The 17,683-nt window shown below is 71.9% G+C and carries 19 protein-coding genes and 1 tRNA gene; 15 read left to right on the top strand and 5 right to left on the bottom strand.

The window, feature by feature from the left end:
- The first annotated feature begins 105 nt into the window (after nucleotides 1-105).
- From ACH4UK_RS12500 to ACH4UK_RS12435, 14 genes are all read left to right on the top strand, one after another.
- Nucleotides 106-513 (top strand): NADH-quinone oxidoreductase subunit A, encoded by a 408-nt coding sequence (locus ACH4UK_RS12500; RefSeq protein ID WP_398356324.1) that lies wholly within the window; start codon nucleotides 106-108, stop codon nucleotides 511-513.
- The gene (locus ACH4UK_RS12495; protein ID WP_398355989.1) at nucleotides 504-1,196 is read left to right on the top strand and encodes an NADH-quinone oxidoreductase subunit B; all 693 of its coding nucleotides are present in this window, start codon (nucleotides 504-506) and stop codon (nucleotides 1,194-1,196) included. The genes ACH4UK_RS12500 and ACH4UK_RS12495 overlap by 10 nt, the downstream gene beginning before the upstream one ends.
- Nucleotides 1,193-2,878, top strand: coding sequence for an NADH-quinone oxidoreductase subunit C (locus ACH4UK_RS12490; protein WP_398355988.1), 1,686 nt, complete (start codon nucleotides 1,193-1,195; stop codon nucleotides 2,876-2,878). Before ACH4UK_RS12495 ends, ACH4UK_RS12490 begins: the two co-directional genes overlap by 4 nt.
- Nucleotides 2,875-3,843, top strand: a complete 969-nt coding sequence (locus tag ACH4UK_RS12485; protein WP_398355986.1) for an NADH-quinone oxidoreductase subunit H — start codon at nucleotides 2,875-2,877, stop codon at nucleotides 3,841-3,843. Before ACH4UK_RS12490 ends, ACH4UK_RS12485 begins: the two co-directional genes overlap by 4 nt.
- The gene (locus ACH4UK_RS12480; protein ID WP_398355985.1) at nucleotides 3,843-4,457 is read left to right on the top strand and encodes a NuoI/complex I 23 kDa subunit family protein; all 615 of its coding nucleotides are present in this window, start codon (nucleotides 3,843-3,845) and stop codon (nucleotides 4,455-4,457) included. The genes ACH4UK_RS12485 and ACH4UK_RS12480 overlap by 1 nt, the downstream gene beginning before the upstream one ends.
- Nucleotides 4,457-5,116, top strand: coding sequence for an NADH-quinone oxidoreductase subunit J (locus ACH4UK_RS12475; protein WP_398356323.1), 660 nt, complete (start codon nucleotides 4,457-4,459; stop codon nucleotides 5,114-5,116). The genes ACH4UK_RS12480 and ACH4UK_RS12475 overlap by 1 nt, the downstream gene beginning before the upstream one ends.
- A complete protein-coding gene (nuoK, locus tag ACH4UK_RS12470; RefSeq protein WP_398355984.1) occupies nucleotides 5,116-5,547 on the top strand; it encodes an NADH-quinone oxidoreductase subunit NuoK in 432 nt (143 codons plus the stop codon). The genes ACH4UK_RS12475 and nuoK overlap by 1 nt, the downstream gene beginning before the upstream one ends.
- Nucleotides 5,544-7,544 (top strand): NADH-quinone oxidoreductase subunit L, encoded by a 2,001-nt coding sequence (locus ACH4UK_RS12465; protein WP_398355983.1) that lies wholly within the window; start codon nucleotides 5,544-5,546, stop codon nucleotides 7,542-7,544. Before nuoK ends, ACH4UK_RS12465 begins: the two co-directional genes overlap by 4 nt.
- Nucleotides 7,541-9,205, top strand: a complete 1,665-nt coding sequence (locus ACH4UK_RS12460; RefSeq protein WP_398355982.1) for an NADH-quinone oxidoreductase subunit M — start codon at nucleotides 7,541-7,543, stop codon at nucleotides 9,203-9,205. The genes ACH4UK_RS12465 and ACH4UK_RS12460 overlap by 4 nt, the downstream gene beginning before the upstream one ends.
- Nucleotides 9,206-9,321: 116 nt before the next feature.
- A complete protein-coding gene (locus tag ACH4UK_RS12455; RefSeq protein WP_398356322.1) occupies nucleotides 9,322-10,866 on the top strand; it encodes an NADH-quinone oxidoreductase subunit N in 1,545 nt (514 codons plus the stop codon).
- 115 nt (nucleotides 10,867-10,981) lie between these two features.
- On the top strand, nucleotides 10,982-11,443 hold the full coding sequence (mscL, locus tag ACH4UK_RS12450; RefSeq protein ID WP_398355981.1) for a large conductance mechanosensitive channel protein MscL: 462 nt from the start codon (nucleotides 10,982-10,984) through the stop codon (nucleotides 11,441-11,443).
- 277 nt (nucleotides 11,444-11,720) lie between these two features.
- Nucleotides 11,721-12,584, top strand: a complete 864-nt coding sequence (gene htpX, locus ACH4UK_RS12445) for a zinc metalloprotease HtpX (protein WP_398355980.1) — start codon at nucleotides 11,721-11,723, stop codon at nucleotides 12,582-12,584.
- Nucleotides 12,581-12,973 carry a YccF domain-containing protein gene (locus tag ACH4UK_RS12440; protein WP_398355979.1) on the top strand — a complete coding sequence of 131 codons (393 nt, stop codon included), beginning with the start codon at nucleotides 12,581-12,583 and terminating at the stop codon, nucleotides 12,971-12,973. Before htpX ends, ACH4UK_RS12440 begins: the two co-directional genes overlap by 4 nt.
- Before the next feature lie 100 nt (nucleotides 12,974-13,073).
- Complete coding sequence (locus ACH4UK_RS12435; RefSeq protein ID WP_398355978.1) at nucleotides 13,074-13,346, top strand: GlsB/YeaQ/YmgE family stress response membrane protein; 273 nt, start codon at nucleotides 13,074-13,076, stop codon at nucleotides 13,344-13,346.
- Between the two features lie 46 nt (nucleotides 13,347-13,392).
- Here the strand turns inward: ACH4UK_RS12435 and ACH4UK_RS12430 are convergent, their stop codons facing one another.
- The 3 genes from ACH4UK_RS12430 to ACH4UK_RS12420 form a co-directional block, all read right to left on the bottom strand.
- Nucleotides 13,393-14,085, bottom strand: coding sequence for an alpha-ketoglutarate-dependent dioxygenase AlkB family protein (locus ACH4UK_RS12430; RefSeq protein ID WP_398355977.1), 693 nt, complete (start codon nucleotides 14,083-14,085; stop codon nucleotides 13,393-13,395).
- 3 nt (nucleotides 14,086-14,088) lie between these two features.
- Nucleotides 14,089-14,592: a methylated-DNA--[protein]-cysteine S-methyltransferase gene (locus ACH4UK_RS12425; protein ID WP_398355976.1), complete on the bottom strand. Its 504-nt coding sequence runs from the start codon at nucleotides 14,590-14,592 to the stop codon at nucleotides 14,089-14,091.
- A 239-nt stretch (nucleotides 14,593-14,831) separates the two neighbouring features.
- A complete protein-coding gene (locus ACH4UK_RS12420) occupies nucleotides 14,832-15,320 on the bottom strand; it encodes a YajQ family cyclic di-GMP-binding protein (protein WP_266803432.1) in 489 nt (162 codons plus the stop codon).
- Between the two features lie 162 nt (nucleotides 15,321-15,482).
- On the opposite strand from ACH4UK_RS12420, the gene ACH4UK_RS12415 reads away from it, so the two are divergent.
- Nucleotides 15,483-15,564: transfer RNA gene (locus ACH4UK_RS12415), tRNA-Tyr, on the top strand.
- 84 nt (nucleotides 15,565-15,648) lie between these two features.
- Here ACH4UK_RS12415 and ACH4UK_RS12410 read toward each other — a convergent pair.
- A complete protein-coding gene (locus tag ACH4UK_RS12410; RefSeq protein WP_398355975.1) occupies nucleotides 15,649-16,305 on the bottom strand; it encodes an SDR family oxidoreductase in 657 nt (218 codons plus the stop codon).
- Between the two features lie 34 nt (nucleotides 16,306-16,339).
- Nucleotides 16,340-17,635, bottom strand: coding sequence for an amidohydrolase family protein (locus ACH4UK_RS12405; protein ID WP_398355974.1), 1,296 nt, complete (start codon nucleotides 17,633-17,635; stop codon nucleotides 16,340-16,342).
- Between the last annotated feature and the right edge of the window lie 48 nt (nucleotides 17,636-17,683).

The following is a 17,683-nucleotide window of genomic DNA, read 5'->3' as shown; positions in this document are numbered from 1 at the left end:
GGCGTGGCGGACGCAGCGGGAACGACCGGCGTGGCGGACGCGGCGGGTATGACCGGCGGGACGGTGGACGCGGCGGGAACGACCGGCGTTGCGGACGCGGCGGCAATGACCGGCGGGACGGTGGACGGACCCACCGCACTCGCCTCCGAGTACTTCCAGAGCTACTCGGTCATCGGCCTGCTCGCCCTGGTAGGCGTCCTGTTCGTCGCCGTGGCCTTCGGAGCCGGACGCCTGCTGCGCCCCGTCGTCCCCACCCCGGAGAAGCTCCTCACCTACGAATGCGGCGTCGACCCGGTCGGCGAGGGCTGGGCGCACACCCAGGTCCGCTACTACGTCTACGCGTTCCTGTACGTGATCTTCGCCGTCGACTCCATCTTCCTGTTCCCGTGGGCCACCGTGTTCGCGGCCCCCGGATACGGCGCGACGACCCTGGTCGAAATGTTCATCTTCCTCGGCTTCCTGGCCGTGGGACTGCTCTACGCATGGAAGAAGGGCGTCCTCGCATGGGCCTGACGAGCCGGCCGACCCCCGCGTCACAGCAGCCCGCGCCCCCGTCCGACCCGGTCCTCCTCCCCGAGCCGAAGCGCCTCGGCGTGCTCTCCCGGCTCGCACCGGAGCCGATGAAGGTCGTTCTCAACTGGGGCCGCCGCTACAGCCTCTGGGTCTTCAACTTCGGACTCGCCTGCTGTGCCATCGAGTTCATCGCCGCGTCCATGGCGCGCCACGACTTCATCCGGCTCGGTGTGATCCCGTTCGCCCCCGGCCCCCGTCAGGCCGACCTCATGATCGTGTCGGGCACGGTGACGGACAAGATGGCCCCGGCCGTGAAGCGGCTGTACGAGCAGATGCCCGAACCGAAGTACGTCATCTCCTTCGGCGCCTGCTCCAACTGCGGTGGTCCCTACTGGGACTCGTACTCGGTCACCAAGGGCGTCGACCAGATCATCCCCGTCGATGTGTACGTACCCGGGTGCCCGCCCCGGCCCGAGGCACTGCTCCAGGGCATCCTCAAGCTCCAGGAGAAGATCGCACGCGAGTCCCTCGCCGAGCGGTACGCCTCCGGGACGACGGGCGGCGGCGCGTCCACCGAGGCCCTGCGCAGCGGCCTGGTCGCAGCGCCGACGGCCCCGGGTCCGCGGGCGGATCCGGCGGCGGACCCGACGGAGGGCGCGACACCGGGGGAGGAGCGGCGATGAGCGACCACGAGCAGCACGTGGGATCCGCCGGAGCCCCTGCGGATTCCGGGGCCGAGGCCCCCGCGGTGGCCGCCGCCGGGGCTTCGGCGGATTCCGGGACCGGGGCCCACGGGGTGGCCGCCGCCGGGGCTTCGGCGGAGGCCTACGGCCGGCTGCCGGACGGGGTCACCGACCTGTTCGGCGACGAGGCCACGGCCGAACTCGCCTACGACCTGCTGACGGTCGACGTCCCCGCCACCGCCTGGCTCACGGCCCTGCTGACCGCCCGCGACGAACTCGGGTGCAGCTATTTCGACTGGCTCAGCGCCGTGGACGAACCGGGCGCGGGTTTCCGCGTCTGCGCCCATGTCGCCGCCCTGGGCACGGGGACGGTGCGGCGGCTGATGGTACGGACGACCGTGCCGCACGACGCCCCGGTCCTGCCCAGCGCCATCGACGTCTACGCGGGCGCGGCGTGGCACGAACGCGAGACGCACGAGATGTTCGGCGTGGCCTTCGAGGGTCACCCCCATCTCGTACCGCTGCTGCTGCCGGAAGGCTTCGAGGGCCACCCGTTGCGCAAGGACTTCGTCCTGGCCGCGCGCGTCGCCAAGGCCTGGCCCGGGGCGAAGGAACCGGGCGAGGCGGCGGACGGCCACACCGGCCCCAAGCGCCGCGCGATGCTCCCGCCCGGGGTCCCCGACCCGAACGAATGGGGCCCGCTGAAGGGCCAACTCCCCCCGGCCGCCGCCCGCCCGGCCCGGGGCGCCCGCGCCGCGGCCGACCGCCCGCCCCGCCGCAGCCGCACCGCCGGCGAGGGCTCAGCGGCGCAACGCCCGACACCGACCGGCGCGGAGGCCCCGCAGGAGTCCCCCACACCCCCGGAGACCCCTTCGGCGACCACGCAGCCCTCGGCGACCACGCAGCCCTCGGCGATCACGCAGCCCTCGACGACCACGCAGCCCTCGGCGACCAGGCCCCCGCGCCGCTCCCGGTCGGCGTCGGAGGGCTCGGCCGGCCAGCGTCCGGACCCGAACGCGCCGGGCGACGCACCCGGTCCGCCCCGGGTGCGCAGCACGGACGCCCCGTGGCACGAAGCCCAACCAGCCTTCGAGGAAGCAGAGTCCGCGGAGCCCCGGGTTGGCGCAGTGCCGTCGCGTGGGCCTGCTGGGCCTGCTGGGCCTGCTGAGTCGCCTGGGCCTGCTGGGCGCGCTGGGCCCGCCGAGTCGTCTGAGCCCGCAGAGCCTGCTGAGCCCGCCGATTCGCCTGAGTCAGCTGGGCGCGCCGAGCCTGCTGAGCCTGCCGAGTCGCCTGGGCCTGCTGGGCGTGCTGGGCGTGCCGAGTCGCCCGAGCCCGCTGTGCCCGCGGAGCCCGCCGAGTCGTCTGAGCCTGCCGAGCTCGCAGAGCCCGCTGGGTCCGCCGGGTCGCCCGAGCCCAGTGGGCCCGCTGCGCGCTCGGAAAGCGTCGAGGGCCCGGAGCCAGCGTCTCCGGATGCGCCTTCTCAGCCCCTCCGGCGTTTGAGGAGCGGGGGCACGGGGGCGGAGCCCCCGGTTCGGGAAGGGGCGGGCAGGGGAGAAGCCCCGCGCAGCGGCCCCACCCCCACCCCCGACGACAAGCCCACCCCCGACGAGCCGGCCCCCACCGACAGGCCCACCCCGGACAACCCCACCCCGGACAACCCCGCCGGAGGCGATCCCGAGTGAACGACGCTCTCGACATCGCCCTCCGCCTGGCCATCGTCTTCGTCGTGTTCCTGGTGGCCCCCCTCCTCGTGGGCCAGACGGAGCACAAGGTGATGGCCCACATGCAGGGCCGCCTGGGCCCCATGTACGCAGGCGGCTTCCACGGCTGGGCCCAGCTCATCGCGGACGGCGTGAAGTTCGCGCAGAAGGAAGACGTGGTGCCGGCCGCGGCCGACCGCCGCGTCTTCCAGCTGGCCCCCGCCGTCGCCCTCCTCCCGTACCTCCTCGTCCTCGTGGTCATCCCCGTCGGCCCCGGCGACGGCGCGGTCGGCCAGGTCGTCGACGCGGGCATCTTCTTCGTGCTCGCCGTCATGGGCATCGGCGTCCTCGGCTCGCTGATGGCGGGCTGGGCCTCCGCCAACAAGTTCTCCCTCCTCGGCGGTCTCCGTACCGCCGCGCAACTCCTCTCCTACGAGCTGCCGATGCTCCTGACCGCCGCCTCCGTGGCCATGGCGGCCGGGACGGTCTCGCTCACCGGCATCCTGGACGCCTTCGCGTGGTGGTGGCTGCCCTGGCAGATCGTCGGCGCCCTGGTCTTCTTCGTGGCCGGTCTCGCCGAACTCCAGCGCCCGCCGTTCGACATGCCGGTGGCCGACTCCGAGATCATCTTCGGCGCCTACACCGAGTACACCGGTCTGCGCTTCGCCCTGTTCCTCCTCGCCGAGTACGCGGGCATCGTCGTCCTGTGCGCCCTGACCACCGTCCTCTTCCTCGGCGGCTGGCACGGCCCGTTCGGGGCCGACGGACTCGGCTGGCTCTGGACCCTCCTCAAGACCGCCGTCCTCGCGTTCGTCGTCATCTGGCTGCGCGTCAGCTACCCGCGTCTGCGTGAGGACCAGTTGCAGAAGCTCGCCTGGACCACCCTCGTCCCGCTCGCCCTCGCGCAGATCGCGCTCACCGGCATCGTGAAGGTGGCGATCAACTGATGCCCCCGATCCCCGGATCCGGCCTGGCCAAAGGCCTGGCGGTCACCCTGCGCACGATGACGCGGAAGACCGTCACCGCGCAGTACCCGGACACCCAGCCCGAACTTCCGCCCCGCTCCCGCGGCGTCATCGGACTGTTCGAGGAGAACTGCACGGTCTGCATGCTCTGCGCCCGTGAGTGCCCCGACTGGTGCATCTACATCGACTCCCACAAGGAGACGACGCCGCCCGCCGCCCCCGGCGGCCGTGAGCGCAGCCGTAACGTCCTCGACCGGTTCGCCATCGACTTCTCCCTCTGCATGTACTGCGGTATCTGCATCGAGGTCTGCCCCTTCGACGCGCTGTTCTGGTCGCCCGAGTTCGAGTACGCGGAGACGGACATCCACGAGCTCACTCACGAGCGCGACAAGCTCCGCGAGTGGATGTGGACCGTGCCGGAGCCGCCCGCCCTCGACCCCGGGGCCGAGGAGCCGAAGGAGCTCGCCGCCGCACGCAAGGCCGCGGACAAGCTCGCCGCCCAACGTGCACAGGAGCAGCAGGAGCAGCAGGAGCAGGCACAGCAGGCACAGACGGACCAGACAGACCGGACGGACGAGAAAGGAGGAACCCCGTGATGCTGCACACCGCACCCCCTCTGCTCAACGCCACTGCCACCGCCGCCACCGCTGCCGCAGGCGACCACCCCGGTTTCCTCTCCCCGTCCGGCGTCGAGATCGCGTTCCTCCTCGTCGGCCTCGCCACCCTCGGCGCCGCCGTCATCACGGTCACGACCAAGCAACTGGTGCACGCCGCGCTCTGGCTCGTCGTGGCGCTCGGTGGACTGGCCGTCGAGTACCTCCTGCTCACCGCGGAGTTCATCGCCTGGGTCCAGGTACTGATCTACGTCGGTTCCATCGTCGTCCTCCTCCTCTTCGGCCTGATGCTCACCCGGGCCCCCATCGGCCGCTCCCCGGACGCGGATTCGGGCAACCGGTGGGTCGCCCTCGGAGTGGCCGCAGCGGCGGCCGCGGCGCTCGTCTGGGTCGTGGTCGACGCCTTCCGCACCACCTGGATCGACCTCGACGGGGCGGCCCAGGGCTCCACCGAGGTCACCGGCGCGTTCCTGTTCCAGAACTGGGTACTGCCTTTCGAGGCACTCTCCGTCCTGCTGCTCGCCGCCCTCGTCGGCGCGATCGTCCTGTCCCGCAAACGCGACACGGACACCGCGGTCCGCCCCGGCCCGTCCGGCCAGTCCAGCCAGTCCGGCCCGTCCGGCCAGGAGGACCAGAGCTGATGCACCTCGCCTATCCCGCCGTGCTCGCCGCCCTCCTCTTCTGCATCGGCCTCTACGGTGTCCTCGCCCGCCGCAACGCGATCCTGGTCCTGATGTCCGTCGAGCTGATGCTCAACGCCGTCAACCTCAACCTCGTCGCCTTCGACGTCTGGCTCCGCGACACCCTCCACTCCGGCCAGGCCCTCACGCTCTTCACCATCGCCATCGCCGCCGCCGAGATCGGCATCGGCCTCGCGATCGTCCTGGCCGTCTACCGCAACCGGGGCACCTCCGCCATCGACCGGCTCCGCGACACCGCCGAGACCGACGCAGCCGAGACGCTCCCCGACGACGCCGAGACCGACAGCGCCGAGACCGACGACGCCGAGACGACTCCCGGCCGAGCGGGCGCGAACGCAGGGAAGACCAAGAAGGCAGAGGCCACCACGTGACCACCACGACCCTCGCCGCCCTCGTTCCCCTCCTCCCGTTCCTCGGCGCCCTCGCCGGGCTCGCCGTCGGCCGTACCGCCCCGGGCTTCGTCCGCCCGCTGGCGATCCTCCCGACCCTCACCGCGGCCGTCCTCGCCGTCCTCGTCGCCGTCCGCCAGGGCGGCGGCCGGGCCATCGACGCCGCGACCCAGCTCACGCCGACCGGTTCGGTCCCGATCGACCTGGCGCTGCACCTCGACGGCTTCGCCGTCCTGGTCGCCGTGCTCGTCACCGTCGTCGCCACCTGCGTACAGCTCTACTCGACGGCCTATCTCCGCGGCGACGCCCGCTACCCCTCCTACGCCGCCCTCGTCTCCCTCTTCACCTCCGCGATGCTCCTGGTCGTCTACTCCGGCGACCTGATGGTGCTCCTGGTCGGCTGGGAGATCATGGGCATCTGCTCGTACTTCCTCGTCGGCCACTACTGGGAGACGCCCGAGGCCCGTGCCGCCTCCCTCAAGGCCTTCCTGGTCACCAAGCTCGGCGATGTCCCCTTCCTGATCGGCCTGTTCGCGCTCGCCGCCGACACCGGCAGCTTCCGGATCACCCGGATCCTCGCCGCCGTCGGCAACGGAGGACTCGACCACCCCACCCTCATCGCCCTGCTGCTCCTCGCGGGCGTCGCGGGCAAGTCGGCCCAGTTCCCCCTGCACACCTGGCTGCCCGACGCGATGGCCGGTCCCACCCCCGTCTCCGCGCTCATCCACGCCGCGACGATGGTCGCCGCCGGCATCTACTTCGTGGCCCGTCTGCTGCCCGTCTTCGCCTCCTCCGGCGCGGCGCTCGTCGTCCTCGCCGTGATGGCCGCCGTCACGATGATCGGGTCCGGGCTCGCGGCCCTCGCCCAGGACGACATCAAACGCGTTCTCGCCTACTCGACCATCGGCCAGCTCGGCTACATGTCGGGCGCCCTGGCCGTCGGCGACCGGAGCGCCGCCGTCTTCCACCTGATCTCGCACGGTGCGTTCAAAGCCGTCCTCTTCCTCGCCGCCGGGGTCGTCATCCACGCCGCCGGCACCAACTCACTGGCCGCCATGTCCCGGATGGGAGGCCTCGCCCGCCGCATCCCGGACGCCTACTGGACGATGACCGTCGCCCTCCTCGCGCTGGCCGCCATCCCGCCCTTCGCCGGCTTCTTCTCCAAGGAAGCCGTCCTCGTCGCCGCCGAGCACACGGCCCTCGGGGACCGGACCGTCGCCCCGGCCGCCGCCGGCTGGACGATCCTGATCGCCGGGCTCCTCGCCGCCGTCCTGACCGCCGCCTACGCCGTACGCCTCTGGCTCCTGGCCTTCCGCGGGCGCGGCGCCGAAGTCCCCGACCACGGCAAGCAGCCCCTCGCCATGACCTCCGTCCTGTGGATCCTGGCCGTCCCCACCATCGGCTTCGGCCTCACCGTCGGGATGATCGGCGACTGGTTCGACGGGCACGGCCTCACGCCGTCCCTCACCACCGCCGTCCTGTCCACCGGCGTCGGCCTCGTCGGCGGTCTCGTCACCTACGGCGCATGGCGGCACACCACCGCCCTCGCCGCCCGCACCCCCATCGGCGCCGTCGCCGCCCACCCCGGCGCCGAACCCGCCCTCGTCGAAGCCGAGGCCATGACGTCCCACACCGCCGCCTACGGCACCATCGCGGACGCCCCCGACCCGGCCGACCCCGGCAGGCTCCTCCTCGGGCCCCTCCACCGACACGCGGTCACCGGCTTCCACCTGGACGCCCTGTACGCGGCGCTGTTCGTCCGGCCCGTCCAGAGGGCCGCCCGCCTCGTCCGCTTCCTGGACCGCGAGGTCGTCGACACCTACGTCAACGGATCGGGCGCCGTCGCCCGCTTCCTCGGCACCGCCGTCCGCCGGGCCCAGACCGGCAACGTGCAGACCTACGTCAGCGCCCTGCTCGCCGGGTCCCTCGTCCTGGCGATCGCCGCCGTCGTCTTCGCCAACGTCAACGCGGGGTCGTGACCGTGATCGATATCAGTGCGTCCGTGATGCAGTTCCTTCTGGCGTTCATCGTCGTCGCCCCCCTCCTCGGCGCCGTCGCAGCCCTGCTGCCCGCCCCGCCCGGCCTCAAGGGGAGGAACCCCGACCAGGCCGTGCTCCGCCACGGCGTGACCGTCACCGGCGCCGTCCTTCTCGCCACGATCGTCCTGGCCGTCGGCTTCGACCACGACCACCCCGCCACGATGCAGGCGACCACCGACATCAGCTGGATCCCGGCGCTCGACGTCCGCATCCACCTCGGCATCGACGGCATCTCGCTCCCCCTCCTGGTCCTGACCGCCCTGCTGACCTTCCTCTGCGCGCTGTACAGCTACTTCAAGCTGCCCGCGGGCCCCTCGCCGAAGGCCTTCGTCGCCCTCGTCCTGGTCCTGGAATCCGGCACTCTGGCCACCTTCGCCGTCCTGGACCTGCTGCTCTTCTTCCTCGCCTTCGAGATGGTCCTCATCCCGATGTACTTCCTCATCGCCCGCTGGGGCGGTGACCAACGGCAGGCAGCCGCCTGGAAGTTCATCCTCTACACACTGCTCGGCTCCGTCGTCATGCTGCTGGGCCTCCTCCTCATCGGACTGAAGAGCGGCACCTTCGACATGGTGGCACTCGCCACTGACAACGGCCGGGGCCTCACCACATCCGTGCAGGTCATCGCCGTACTCGCGATCGGTCTCGGCCTCGCCGTGAAGACCCCGATGTGGCCCCTGCACAGCTGGCTCCCCGCAGCCCACACCGCCGCCCCCACCGTCGGGTCGGTACTCCTCGCCGGCGTCCTGCTGAAGATGGGAACGTACGGATTCGTCCGGATCCTGCTCCCCATCGCCCCGGACGGCATGCGGACCTTCGCGCCCTACCTCGCCGCGTTCGCCGTCGTCGGCATCGTCTACGGATCCCTCGCCTGCCTGGCTCTGGCCCGTACCGGCGCCAAGGGCGACCTCAAGCGCCTCATCGCGTACTCGTCCGTGGGGCACATGGGCTTCGTCCTGCTCGGCATCGCCACCATGACCCCCACCGGAGTCAACGGAGCGCTCTTCGCCAACATCGCCCACGGCCTCATCACCGGCCTGCTGTTCTTCCTGGTCGGCGCGATCAAGGACCGCTACGGCACCGCTGACCTCGACACACTCGCCGGAGCGACCGGGGCCGCCCTCTACGGCCGGGCGCCCCGTCTCGGCGCGCTGCTCGCCTTCGCTGCCGTCGCCTCGCTCGGCCTGCCCGGACTCGCCGGATTCTGGGGCGAGATGCTCACGCTGTTCGGCGCGTACAGCCCCGCCGAGGGTCTCAGCCGCCCCGCGTTCCGCACCTTCATGGCCATCGGGGCGTTCGGTACCCTGCTCACCGCCGCCTACATGCTCATCGTCGTCCGCCGCGTCTGCATGGGCGAGCACGCGCCCGACTCGCGGCTGTCGCCCGACGACCGGGCCCCACAAGCGGTGGACGGGCCCCAGCCGTCCGGGGCCGCCGGCTCCCGAACGGCCACGACCCCGCAGCTCGCCGACATCCAGACGTACGAAGCCGCCGCCTGGACCCCGCTCGCCGTGCTCACCGTCCTCGCCGGTCTCTGGCCCGCCGTCCTCCTCGGCCTCACCGACCCCGCCGTGCAGCAGCTCCTCGCAGGAGGCAAGTCGTGACCGCGGACCTCAGCACCATCCCGGACCTCAGCGCAACCGCGGTCGCCGCGGCCCCGGACCTCGCCGCGGCCCCGGACCTCGCCGCGGCCCCGGACCTCGCCGCGGCCCCGGGCCTCCTGGCCGGCGCGGCCGACGCCCCCAGCCTCGTCCAGTCCATCGACTGGCTCGCCATCGCGCCTCCCACCCTCACCGCGCTGGCCGCCCTGGTCGTCCTCGTCGCCGATCTGTTCCTGCCCACGCACCGCAAGCAGCTCCTCGGCTACGGCGTCCTCACCGCGCTGGCCGCCGCCCTGGCGTTCCTGATCCCCCTGCGCGCCGGGGACCGGGCCACCTTCTGCGTCACCACCGGCGCCCAGGCCTGCAGCTACACCGCCGACCACTTCACCGTCGTCATCCAGGCACTCGTCCTCGGCGGCGCGTTCCTCACCGCCCTGCTCTCGCTCGACGACACCCGCAAGCTGCCCGCGGGGGAGTACTGGTTCCTGCTCCTGGCCTCCGCCGCCGGGGCCGCCCTGCTGCCCGCCTCCCGCGACCTCGCCACGCTCGTCGTCGCCCTCGAAGTGGCCTCGCTGCCGGCGTTCGCCCTCGTCGGCATCGTGCGCGGCGACCGGCGCTCCTCCGAGGCCGCGCTGAAGTTCTTCCTCTCCTCCGTCGTCGCCACCGCCGTCATGCTGCTCGGCGTCAGCTTCGTGTACGCGACCACGGGCACCCTGCACCTCACCGAGATCGCGGACCGCCTCGGCGACGTGCCCCCGGTGCTCGACACCCTGGCCAAGACCGGTGTGGCCCTCACGCTCGTCGGCTTCGCCTTCAAGACGGCCGCCGCGCCCTTCCACTTCTGGGTCCCCGACACCTACGTCGGCGCGCCCCTCCCGATCGCCGCCTATCTCTCCGTCGTCGGGAAGGCCGTCGGGTTCTCGGGGCTCATTCTGGTGACCGTCATCGCGTTCCCCTCCTACGCCGACGTCTGGGGACCCGCCCTCGCCGTCCTCGCCGCGCTCACCATGACCGTCGGCAACGTCGCGGCCCTCCGCCAGAACGCCACCCGCGCCCGCAGCGCCGTCCGCCTCCTGGCCTGGTCCTCGGTCGCCCAGGCCGGTTACCTCCTGGTCCCGATCGCCGCCGCCGCGTACTCCAGCGACGAACAGATCGGCTCCACGGTGGCGTACGCCCTCATGTACGCCGTCGTGAACCTGGGCGCGTTCGCGGTCGCCGCCCTCGTCGCCCGTACGCACCCCGGCAACCGGATCACCGACTACCGGGGCCTGTACGCCACCCGCCCCCTCGCGGCCCTGGCCCTCGGGTTCTTCCTGCTCTGCCTGGCCGGACTGCCGCCCGGCATCATCGGGCTCTTCGCGAAGGTCACCGTCTTCTCCGCGGCGGTCGACGCCGGCCTCGGCTGGCTCGCCGTCGTCATGGCCGTCAACGTGGTGATCGCTCTCTACTACTACCTTCAGTGGACCGCGATCCTCTTCCGTACGCCGGACGGAGCCCCGGAGTCGACCGCGACGGTCACCGGAGCCCCGGCCTCCGCGCCGCCGCGCCGATTCCGGGCCCCCACCCCGCTCACCACGGCGATCGTCCTCACCTCCGCCGCCGGAATCCTGCTCTCCGGGGCTCCGCAGGCCGTCCTGCGCTTCGCCTCCGTGAGCCTGTTCTGACTCCTCCCGCGCCCGCAAGATCGGTTTGCCCGCGCCCCCCGCCGCAGGGCATGGTCTTGGCTGCATACGTCACGTATCCGGCGTGATCGTGTCGGGAACAAGAGGAGAGAGAGCAGTGCTGAACGGGTTCAAGGACTTCATCCTGCGCGGGAACGTCATCTCGATGGCGATCGGGCTCGCCGTCGGGGCCGCCTTCACCGCTGTCGTCACAGGCTTCAGCAACGCCTTCATCACCCCGTTGATCGGCCTCGCCACCCGCGGCACGGGAGACTTCAGCAAGGCCTCCTACAAGGTCGACGGCGTCGTGTTCCCCTACGGCCTCTTCATCAGCGCCGCCATCGCCTTCCTGATCACCGCCGGGGTGCTGTACTTCTGCGTCGTGGTTCCCATGGCCAAGGTGCAGAACCGCTTCGCCAAGGAGGAAGAGGCCGTCGACATCAAGGCCGCCCTCCGCGACTGCCCGCGCTGCTTCAGCGAGATCCCCGCCGTCGCCTCCCGCTGCGGCCACTGCACCAGCGAGGTCGAGCCGGACTCCGAGGCGCTCTCCCTCGCCAAGCTCCCCGCACAGCAGCACTGACCGCACAGCGGCACAGCACCGACCGCACAGCAGCACCCCCGCACCCCCCGCACCACCGCGCCACGAAGACGCCCCGCCACCCGTACGGCCCAGCACCCCTCCGTACGGGCCCGGGGGCCTGACCGGCGTGAACACGCGGCACGGCCCCGCCCTCCGGCCGCACGCACAAGGGAACTAGCTCCTCTCGCCTGGCGTTGACCAGTACAGGAGGCTCCACTGGGGAGTGGAGCACCACCATGCAAAGGGTTCCCCTGCGGCACCACTTGGAGGGCGTACCGTGCACCGCCGGCACAACGGGCTGAAGACCGCTGTCCTCCTCGGGGGACTGTCCGCGCTCATCATCGTCATCGGCAGCTTCTTCGGACGTGCGGGTCTGGTCATCGCGCTCCTGGTAGCCGTCGGCACCAACGCGTACGCGTACTGGAACAGCGACAAGCTCGCCCTGAGGGCCATGCGCTCCCGCCCGGTCAGCGAATTCGAGGCGCCGCAGCTCTACCGCATCGTCCGCGAGCTCTCCACCGCGGCCCGTCAGCCCATGCCGCGCCTCTACATCTCCCCGACCCAGGCGCCCAACGCGTTCGCCACCGGCCGCAACCCGCGCAACGCCGCCGTCTGCTGCACCGAGGGCATCCTCCAGATCCTCGACGAACGCGAGCTGCGCGGCGTCCTCGGCCACGAGCTCAGCCATGTCTACAATCGGGACATCCTCATCTCGTCCGTGGCCGGAGCCCTCGCCTCCGTCGTGATGTTCCTGGTCAACTTCGCCTGGCTCATCCCGGTGGGCCGCTCCAACGACGACGAGGGGCCCGGCCTCCTCGGCATGCTCCTGATCATGATCCTGGGGCCGCTCGCCGCATCCGTCATCCAGCTCGCCGTCAGCCGCTCCCGCGAGTACGAGGCCGATGCCTCCGGGGCCCAGCTCACCGGCGACCCGCTGGCTCTCGCCAGTGCCCTGCGCAAGCTCGACGCCGGTACGAAACAGCTCCCGCTGCCGCCCGAGCCGCGGATCGAGACCGCGAGCCACATGATGATCGCGAATCCCTTCCGTCCCGGCCAGGGGATGGCGAAAATGTTCTCCACCCACCCGCCGATGGCGGAGCGCATCGCCCGACTAGAACAGATGGCAGGTCATCGCCCGTGAAAACCATCCTGAACGTCATCTGGCTCATCCTCTGCGGATTCTGGATGTTCCTCGGCTACCTGGTCGCGGGCCTCCTGCTCTGCATCACCATCATCGGCATCCCGTTCGGGCTCGCCGCCTTCCGGATCGGCGTCTACGCCCTCTGGCCGTTCGGCTACACCGTCGTCGACCGCCGGGACGCCGGTTCGCCCTCCTGCGTGGGCAACGTCCTCTGGCTGATCCTCGCCGGATGGTGGCTCGCCCTCGGCCACATCACCACCGGCATCGCGCTGTGCATCACGATCATCGGCATCCCCCTGGGCATCGCCAACTTCAAGCTGATCCCCGTCTCCCTCATGCCCTTCGGCAAGGAGATCGTCCCCACGGACCAGCCCTTCGCCACCCGCTAGGGGCGTCCTGCCCGCCGGCTCCCCGGCGGGCTCCGGGCAACCGAACACCTGCCCACCGCGTCTTGGGTTCCAAGACGAAGCAAGGGGTAGGTGCAGCGACATGGGCATCATCAGTTGGATCATTCTTGGGCTCTTCGCCGGAGTCATAGCCAAAGTCCTCCTCCCGGGACGCGACCCGGGCGGGATCATCGGCACCACCCTCATCGGCGTGGCCGGGGCCTTCGTCGGAGGCTGGCTCTCCAGCCAGTTCCTCGACCGCCCCATCAGCAACGACTTCTACGACACCGCGACCTGGATCGCCGCCATCGCCGGTTCACTGGTCCTGCTCATCGCCTACCGGCTGCTGTTCGGCAACTCCCGCGACCGCCGCTGACCCGCAGCCGGTCACCGGGGCCCGCGAGCGGCCGGCACACACCGCCCTACCGCGCGTCCCGTGACGACAACCCGGTCTCCCGCAACGTCAGGTTCAACCGGCCGGCCCGCAGCCCCGCGGCCGGGTCGGCCGGTCCCGCGTACACCTTCGGCACCCCGTGGAACGCGAAACGCGACGGCCCGCCGAAGACGAACAGATCCCCGGACGCCAACTCCACATCCGTGTAGGGCCGCCCGCGTCCCTCCCTGTTCCCGAAGCGGAACACACACCTCGCCCCGATGCTCAACGACACCACAGGAGCGCCCGACCGCTCCTCCTTGTCCTGGTGCATGCCCATCCGCGCGTCGGCGTCATAGAAGTTGATCAGCGCCGTGTCCGGTGCGAACGTCTCCGCCGCCTCGTCCCCGTACGCATCGGCCACCGCCGCCCGTCCCAGATCGCCCAGCCACTCCGGGAACGCGGCCACCCGGGCGCCGTTCACATCGTCCGCCGTACGGGCGTACCGATACGGCTGCCAGTGCCACCCCAGGCACACCGTCCGCACCGACATCACCCCGCCGCCCGGCAGCGCCGTGTGCCGCAACGGGACCGGCCCCCGGGCCCACTGACGGCACGCCGCCACCAACTCCCGGCGCTGTTCCACCGACAGCCACTCCGGCACATGGACGGCGCCCGGCGCGACGACCGCCCTCGGACGCCGGAACAGGCCGTCCGAGGACGGCGGAAGCCCAGGCGCCACGGCTCAGCCCGCCACGCCTTCGATCCCCAGCAGCAGCCTCTTGCGCTCCAGGCCGCCCGCGTACCCCCGCAGCGCCCCGTCCGCCCCGATCACCCGGTGGCACGGCCGGACGACCAGCAGAGGGTTGCGCCCGATCGCGGTGCCCACCGCCCGGACCCCCGCGCCCGGGGCCCCGACCTGTGCCGCGACCTCCCCGTACGACACCGTGCTCCCGTACGGGATCGACTCCAGCGCCGCCCAGACCCGCCGCTGGAACTCCGTGCCCACGCCCTCGGCGAACGGCACGTCGAACCGCGTCGAGCGCCCCGCGAAGTACGCCTCCAACTGCCGGGCGACCTCCGCGAACGCCCCGGGGTCGTGCCGCCAGGCGTCCTGGACGACCGCGCCGCCCTTCTGCCCGGACATCGACACCGAGAGCAGCCGGACTCCCGCCCCGTCCGCCGCCTCGCCGACCAGCAGCAGCTCACCCAGGGGGCTCTCCAACCGCGCGTACACCGTCGTCGTCATGCCTTCTCACTCTCCCGATCCGTACGGCCAGTCTGCGCCGCTCGCCCCGATGCCACCGGCGGTATTCGGACATCGCACCCGCACCACCCCCGGGCCGGGAACACGAAGAGGCACGCCGTCGAGGTCGGCCTCGGCGGTGTGCCCCCGTCGTGCTCGGATCAGCTCAGTTCAGCTCAGTTCAGCTCGGCTCGGCTCGGCTCAACCGATCCGGCAACGCCCGTACGGATCGGAACAGTTGATCACCGGTAGTTCGCGAACTGCACCGCGAACTCGAAGTCCTGCCCCTTGAGCAGCGCCTGCACGGCCTGCAGGTCGTCCCGGCTCTTCGAGCTGACCCGCAGCTCGTCGCCCTGGACCAGCGCCTTGACGCCCTTCGGACCCTCGTCGCGGATGATCTTCGCCACCTTCTTGGCGTTCTCCTGGGAGATGCCTTCCTCGATCGTGGCGAAGATCTTGTATTCCTTGCCGGAGAGCTGCGGCTCGCCGGCGTCCAGCGACTTCAGCGAGATGCCCCGCTTGATCAGCTTGGACTGGAAGATGTCGAGGATGGCCTTGACGCGCTCCTCGCCGTTCGCCTCCATCAGGATCTTCTCGCCCGACCACGAGATCGAGGCGCCCGTGCCCTTGAAGTCGTAACGCTGGGAGATCTCCTTGGCGGCCTGGTTGAGGGCATTGTCGACCTCCTGCCGCTCGACCTTCGAGACGATGTCGAAACTGGAGTCGGCCATGACGTGTGGCTCCTTGCGTCGAATGCTGGGGATACAGCGCAAGCCTAGCCACCGCCGCCCCCTCCGGCTGCTGATCAATGAGGTGGCGGAGCACCCCTGGCCATCAGGTATTGTTTACGTCGTCGCCAAGGAGCTCACCACGAGATCCAACGCGTCGTTCGAGGCGGTGTGCCCGAGTGGCCAAAGGGAGCAGACTGTAAATCTGCCGGCTCAGCCTACCCAGGTTCGAACCCTGGCGCCGCCACGCGAACGAAGCCCCCGACCAGTCTTCTGGTCGGGGGCTTTCTCGTTGTCCGGGTGGGGAGTTCCGGGTGGCGCCCGGTGCGGATCAGTTGCCCGCGACATCCTTCACGGCCACGGTCACCGGCACGTTCCCGGAGATCGCCTCGAGGGTGAGGCCCGCCGTCGCCGGGGTGTCCAGCAGCTCCAGCAGGGTGGCCGCCACATCGTCGCGGGGGATCGGGCCACGGCCCGTGGAGGCGGCGAGGAGGACCTGTCCGGTGCCCGCGTCGTTGGTCAGCATGCCGGGGCGCAGGATCGTCCAGTCCAGCGCGGTGCGGGCGCGTACGTCGGCGTCGGCGGCGCCCTTGGCCCGCTGGTACAGGTCGAAGACCTCGTCGCCGGGGTGGTCGGGGTCGGCGCCCATGGAGGAGACGACCAGGTAGCGGCGGACGCCTGCCGCCTCGGCCGCGTCGGCGAACAGCACGGCCGCGCCGCGGTCGACGGTGTCCTTCCGGGCGGCGCCGCTGTTCGGCCCCGCGCCCGCCGCGAAGACGGCCGCGTCCGCGCCGCGCAGAACCTCCGCGGTCTGCTCGACGGTGGCCGATTCGAGGTCCAGCACGGCGGGTTGGGCGCCGGCCTCGGTCAGGTCCTGACTCTGTTGGGGGTTGCGGATGATCCCTACGGCTTCATCCCCGCGTGCGGCGAGCAGCCGCTCCAGCCGCAGTGCGATCTGTCCGTGTCCACCTGCGATGACAATGCGCATACCTCCGACCGTACGCCCGGGGGCGGGCTCGCGCTCAGTTCCTGGGCCCGGCACCGGAGTCGGGTCGCCCCTGGCGCGGAAGTCCGCCGAGGCCGGTGGTGGCGTCGGAGTCGGAGTCGCAGTACTCGCGCACGGCGCTGGTGCGGGCGACGACCCGGCCGCGGTGGATGACGATGCGGCTGTAGGCGAGGGACAGCACCGCCGAGAGCCGTTCGCCGCGTACGGCGAGGAGTTCGGCGGGGAAGCCCGCCTCGACCCGCACGTCGGGAAGGCCGAGGGTCGCGCGGGCGGCCGTGGAGACCATGGCGTACGCCTGTTCGGCACGTAGCCCGGCCTGGGAGGCGAGGAGGTAGGCGGCTTCGAGCGGATCGCCGCGGCCGACCGGGTTGGCCGTGTCCCGCAGTGCGCCGCTGCCCGCCGCGACGCGCACACCGGCGGAGCGCAGGAGGCGCACGGGGGCGGTCGTACGGCGCTCTGCTCCGGCGCAGCCGCCCTGGGGCAGGCAGACCACGGTGATGCCGGCGGCGGCGAGCTGGTCTGCTGCGCGGGCCGCGGCGTCCAGCGGCAGGTGGGCCAGGCCCGCGCAGGGGCCGAGGGTGACGCCGGGGCGCAGGCCGGCGGCCATCGCGGCGAGCCGGGCCAGCCGGGCGGGGTCGTCGCCGTCGGTGTGCAGGTCCACGGGGCAGCCGTGCTCGGCGGCGATCTCCAGGACGGCTTCGGTGTAGCCCGTGGGGTCCGGGTCGAGGTCGGGGCAGCCGCCGACGACGGCCGCGCCCATCTTCACCGCGTCCCTGAGCATCGCGAGGCTGTCCGCTCCGGCGATGCCGGTGAGGAGCCGGGGGACCGCGACGGGCATGACGTCGGCGAGGCCGCGCAGGGCCCGCCGGGTCTGCAGGACGGCTTCGAGCGGGGCGAGGCCCTGGACGTCGCCGACGCGGACGTGGGTGCGCAGGGCGGTGGCGCCGTGGCCGAGCTGGAGGAGGGCGGCCTCCGTGGCGCGGCGCTGGATGTCCTCGGCGCGGTGGGAGGCGGGGCCCGGACTGTCGGGGCCCGCGCTGTCCGCGGTGAGGGCGGTGTCGCTGTGGGCGTGGGGCTCGGCGGGGGCGGGGAGCAGGAGGTAGCCGCGGAGGTCGATGCGGGGGCCGCGGGCGGTGAGGCTGCCCGCGGTGCCGACGGCCTCGATCCGGCTGCCGCTCAGGCGTACGTCGACGGCCCGGCCGTCGGCGAGGCGGGCGCCGCCGAGGACGAGGGCGGGGGAGTCGGCAGTGGCGGCCGCCTCGGCGCTGTCGGGCGCGTTGTCGTCGGGCCGCCGTGGCTGGCTGTCAGGCATCGCGCTCCTGGGAGGGGTGCAAGATCACACGGAGTGACCACACCCTAG

Origin of the sequence: Streptomyces sp. NPDC020884 (assembly GCF_044333935.1) — a bacterium.
In the GTDB taxonomy this organism is placed as follows: Bacteria; Actinomycetota; Actinomycetes; order Streptomycetales; family Streptomycetaceae; genus Streptomyces.
Note: the sequence above shows the minus strand (reverse complement) of the source record. Positions and strands in the feature narration are given on the sequence as shown.

Coding starts and splice junctions, on each gene's coding strand:
- ACH4UK_RS12500 (WP_398356324.1), top strand. CDS start 106: ATGACCGGCGGGACGGTGGACGGACCCACCGCACTCGCCTCCGAGTAC.
- ACH4UK_RS12495 (WP_398355989.1), top strand. CDS start 504: ATGGGCCTGACGAGCCGGCCGACCCCCGCGTCACAGCAGCCCGCGCCC.
- ACH4UK_RS12490 (WP_398355988.1), top strand. CDS start 1,193: ATGAGCGACCACGAGCAGCACGTGGGATCCGCCGGAGCCCCTGCGGAT.
- ACH4UK_RS12480 (WP_398355985.1), top strand. CDS start 3,843: ATGCCCCCGATCCCCGGATCCGGCCTGGCCAAAGGCCTGGCGGTCACC.
- ACH4UK_RS12475 (WP_398356323.1), top strand. CDS start 4,457: ATGCTGCACACCGCACCCCCTCTGCTCAACGCCACTGCCACCGCCGCC.
- nuoK (WP_398355984.1), top strand. CDS start 5,116: ATGCACCTCGCCTATCCCGCCGTGCTCGCCGCCCTCCTCTTCTGCATC.
- ACH4UK_RS12435 (WP_398355978.1), top strand. CDS start 13,074: ATGGGCATCATCAGTTGGATCATTCTTGGGCTCTTCGCCGGAGTCATA.
- ACH4UK_RS12425 (WP_398355976.1), bottom strand. CDS start 14,592: ATGACGACGACGGTGTACGCGCGGTTGGAGAGCCCCCTGGGTGAGCTG.
- ACH4UK_RS12420 (WP_266803432.1), bottom strand. CDS start 15,320: ATGGCCGACTCCAGTTTCGACATCGTCTCGAAGGTCGAGCGGCAGGAG.
- ACH4UK_RS12410 (WP_398355975.1), bottom strand. CDS start 16,305: ATGCGCATTGTCATCGCAGGTGGACACGGACAGATCGCACTGCGGCTG.
- ACH4UK_RS12405 (WP_398355974.1), bottom strand. CDS start 17,635: ATGCCTGACAGCCAGCCACGGCGGCCCGACGACAACGCGCCCGACAGC.